The sequence below is a fragment of the Acidithiobacillus sp. TH-A36 genome, from assembly GCF_057473445.1.
Genome location: NZ_JBYCKP010000221.1, coordinates 1 through 2,878, shown reverse-complemented (window position 1 = coordinate 2,878; position 2,878 = coordinate 1). Strand labels below are relative to the sequence as shown.

The following is a 2,878-nucleotide window of genomic DNA, read 5'->3' as shown; positions in this document are numbered from 1 at the left end:
GATTCAGCAGCAGGGCATTGGCATAATGCGAATAATCCTCACGCACGATCCATTCTGCGGGCGGACTATCTGGCAGGTTGCCCATGTTCAGATGCCCAAAACCACAATAGGCATATTGTTCTGCCGCCCAGCGCAGGCGCTCCTGGGCCGTATTGAGGGGTTGTGCGGCAAACTGTCCGGAAAGCTGTCGGTAGACGACTTCCTGCGCGGCTTCGAGTTGCAGACCTACACCGTCTACCGACTGGCAGCCTTCCACCACCATCTGCAAAAACCGGTTGTAGTGATTGCAGTGGATGACCATGGGCTCGCCGCCCAGGAATATCTGACCGGGACTTCGGGTTTTCTGCGGCGGGGCAAAAGACATTTTTTCTCCGAATGGGGCTTGTCATGGGTAATTTTAGTAACCGAGAATAAACAAAACTGGTCATAGTTTCACCTCTTTTGGCAGACAGGCTCAACCCGGAGCCATACCCCCGGATGCTGGATCGTTTTTAAGGCGTGGTCGGATGGGAGGTTAAATGCACCACGCTGAGATAGCTCTGCGCCCGATGATCTCCCTGGTCGGCAGCCAGTTGCCACCAGTGCAGGGCGTTTGGGGTGTCGCTTGGGGTGCCGTCACCTTCGTAGTAGGCGACGCCCAGATTGGTTTCGCCACTGGGATTACCCTGCTGTGCCGCTTTCTGATACCAGTAAAAGGCCTTCGCGAGGTTTTTGGGGACGCCCTGGCCATGATTGTAGGCAACCCCCAGATTATTTTCGGCGCTGGCGTTGCCTTGAAGGGCGGCTTTTCTGAACCAGTAGACAGCTTTGGCGTAGTTTTGAGGCTTCCCTTGCCCGCTGTAATAGGCGTAACCCCGCTGGTTTTCTGCTGAGGGGCTGAGCGGCTGGGTTTTCGGGGCTGGGATGCGTTGGGCTACAGTGAGGGTAGATGAGGGTTCCCGGGCTGGTGTTTGAGCTGTTTGGGTGTTTGTGTGCCGGATAACTGCAGGAACCGGCGGGTTGGCCGGGGCGGAATCCGTCGCAGCGGGACTGGCCGGAGCGGAACTGGCCGGTGCAGGGGAAGTGCTATGGGCCGCTGTTGCTTTCAGTTTTTCCTGAGCCTGTTTCAGCATGCCTTCGGCTTGCTGAAAACCCTGGTCAACGGCGAGTTGGTACCAATAAACGGCTTTACGGGGGCTTTTGGCGACGCCGTTGCCGTAATAATAGACGCTGCCCATGACAAATTCGGCAAGCGGATCGCCCTGCAGGGCGGCTTTACGGGACCAGGGCACGGCTTTGGCGTATTGATGTCCGAGTCCATAAAAAACGCCCAGCCAGTTTTCTGCTGAGCGGTTGCCTTTTTGGGCCGCCAAAGTCAGATCGGACAATGCGGCGGTGTTTCCGGCATGGGCCTGAAGACACAGGGCATGGGCCTGCGCGCTGGTCATCGCCCAGGCTGCAGGAGATGCCAGGCCAAGGGTTCCCATCAAAACAAACAGGGTCAGCGTATAATTTTTGGGGGTCATTCTATTCCTCAGTGATGGAAGCGCCGCAACGCTTTGTGTGGGGCGGGCTGTGGCCGGTGCTTGCAGCGTCCCGCAAAAATAATTGGACCTGACCAGTTGGCGCGATTCCATACGTACCACCATCCGATGATGGTCCAGCCCAGGAACAGGTTGATGAAAAACAGTTTCAGGCACCATCGGTATTTACCATGGCAGCGGTGCCATGCCTTGAAGCTCGGCAGAAAATATAAAAGAAGGGCAATGGCCAGACCCAGTAAAAAAAAATCCCAGTCAAGCATCTGGTTGCTACCGTGTCCCGGCATCAGGGAGGAAAGCCAGGCGATGTGAACAGCCATATCTGATGTACCTCTGTGATTTCCCGAACAGTGAACAAGGAAAAAAATCTAGATTTTGGTGAAAATTCAAGCAAACTTTGTGCCTGTTGTTGCATTGTTATTTATCTTCATGAAAGTCATTGCGCGTCATTTCCGCTGATCTTGTATGTCGGGGATGATGAAGTGACAAAATGTAACGGATTTGCTTATTTGTCTGTCTGTCCACCCAAAATGGGAAATTTGAGGTGCCCGGTAATGGGTAACACAAGGTAACGTTACGGGTAGGCATGGGCGCCCAAAGTGTTACGCATGTTTGCGGGTCAGGGATTTAAAGAGTTCTGTAATTTGATTTACTTAATTTAAAACAAAGTATTATAAAATGTTACCGGGATAATCAAAATGTGGCATGCAGATTGCTTTTATGTTTCGAGTAGTGTGCTGCCAGTTAATGCATGCTTGTAACCATGAAGTGAGTTCTAAACATTACATTCAAAGGAGAAATTTGACTATGTCACTATTGAATATTGGTGGTCTTCTGAGTGGTTTGCTTGGTGGGCTTCTGGGTGGTAGCAGTTCTGCATCCTCCAGCACCGGAGACCTGGTTTCCGGATTGGGAAGTACAGTCACTGGTTTGGTGGGTACTTTGGATAGCACGCTGGGCGGTACCTTGACCGGGGTGGAAGGTTTGCTGGGAAGCGTAACCGGAGACGTTGGTACGGTTTTGGGTGAAACCACCCTTGTTGCTGGAGCAACGCTGGGCGGTGTCGAAGGATTGCTGAACAATGTGGTGGACAATGTGGGTAATGCTCTGGCAGCGGTGACCACCGATGTGCCCACCCTTCTGTCCGGTACAGTGGGTGCCTTGGCTCCTGTGACCGGCACGGTAACGGGTCTGGTTGGCGGCAGCACCGGTCTTTTGGGCGGCCTGCTGGGTAGTCTCTAAGTCTTTCTGGTTTCACGTTGTATGTAGTTCTGTGGTTGTTGTTAGTAGTAGTGGTAGATGAGTACTGCTGTTATGGATGAAATGCTTACGCCCGGCTTGTTGCCGGGCTTTTTTTT

General features: G+C 52.9%; 3 protein-coding genes and 1 pseudogene. 1 reads left to right on the top strand and 3 read right to left on the bottom strand.

Annotated features, from left to right (window positions below):
• From AC2VLY_RS05775 to AC2VLY_RS05765, 3 genes and pseudogenes are all read right to left on the bottom strand, one after another.
• A pseudogene (locus tag AC2VLY_RS05775) lies at nt 1-364 on the bottom strand (hypothetical protein); the annotation flags it as partial.
• A gap of 127 nt (nt 365-491) precedes the next feature.
• The gene (locus AC2VLY_RS05770; RefSeq protein WP_486892714.1) at nt 492-1,505 is read right to left on the bottom strand and encodes a tetratricopeptide repeat protein; all 1,014 of its coding nucleotides are present in this window, start codon (nt 1,503-1,505) and stop codon (nt 492-494) included.
• A gap of 8 nt (nt 1,506-1,513) precedes the next feature.
• Nucleotides 1,514-1,840 (bottom strand): superinfection immunity protein, encoded by a 327-nt coding sequence (locus tag AC2VLY_RS05765; protein ID WP_486892713.1) that lies wholly within the window; start codon nt 1,838-1,840, stop codon nt 1,514-1,516.
• Between the two features lie 487 nt (nt 1,841-2,327).
• Here AC2VLY_RS05765 and AC2VLY_RS05760 point away from each other — a divergent pair, with 487 nt between their 5' ends.
• Nucleotides 2,328-2,762 carry a hypothetical protein gene (locus tag AC2VLY_RS05760; protein WP_486892712.1) on the top strand — a complete coding sequence of 145 codons (435 nt, stop codon included), beginning with the start codon at nt 2,328-2,330 and terminating at the stop codon, nt 2,760-2,762.
• Nucleotides 2,763-2,878: the final 116 nt, after the last annotated feature.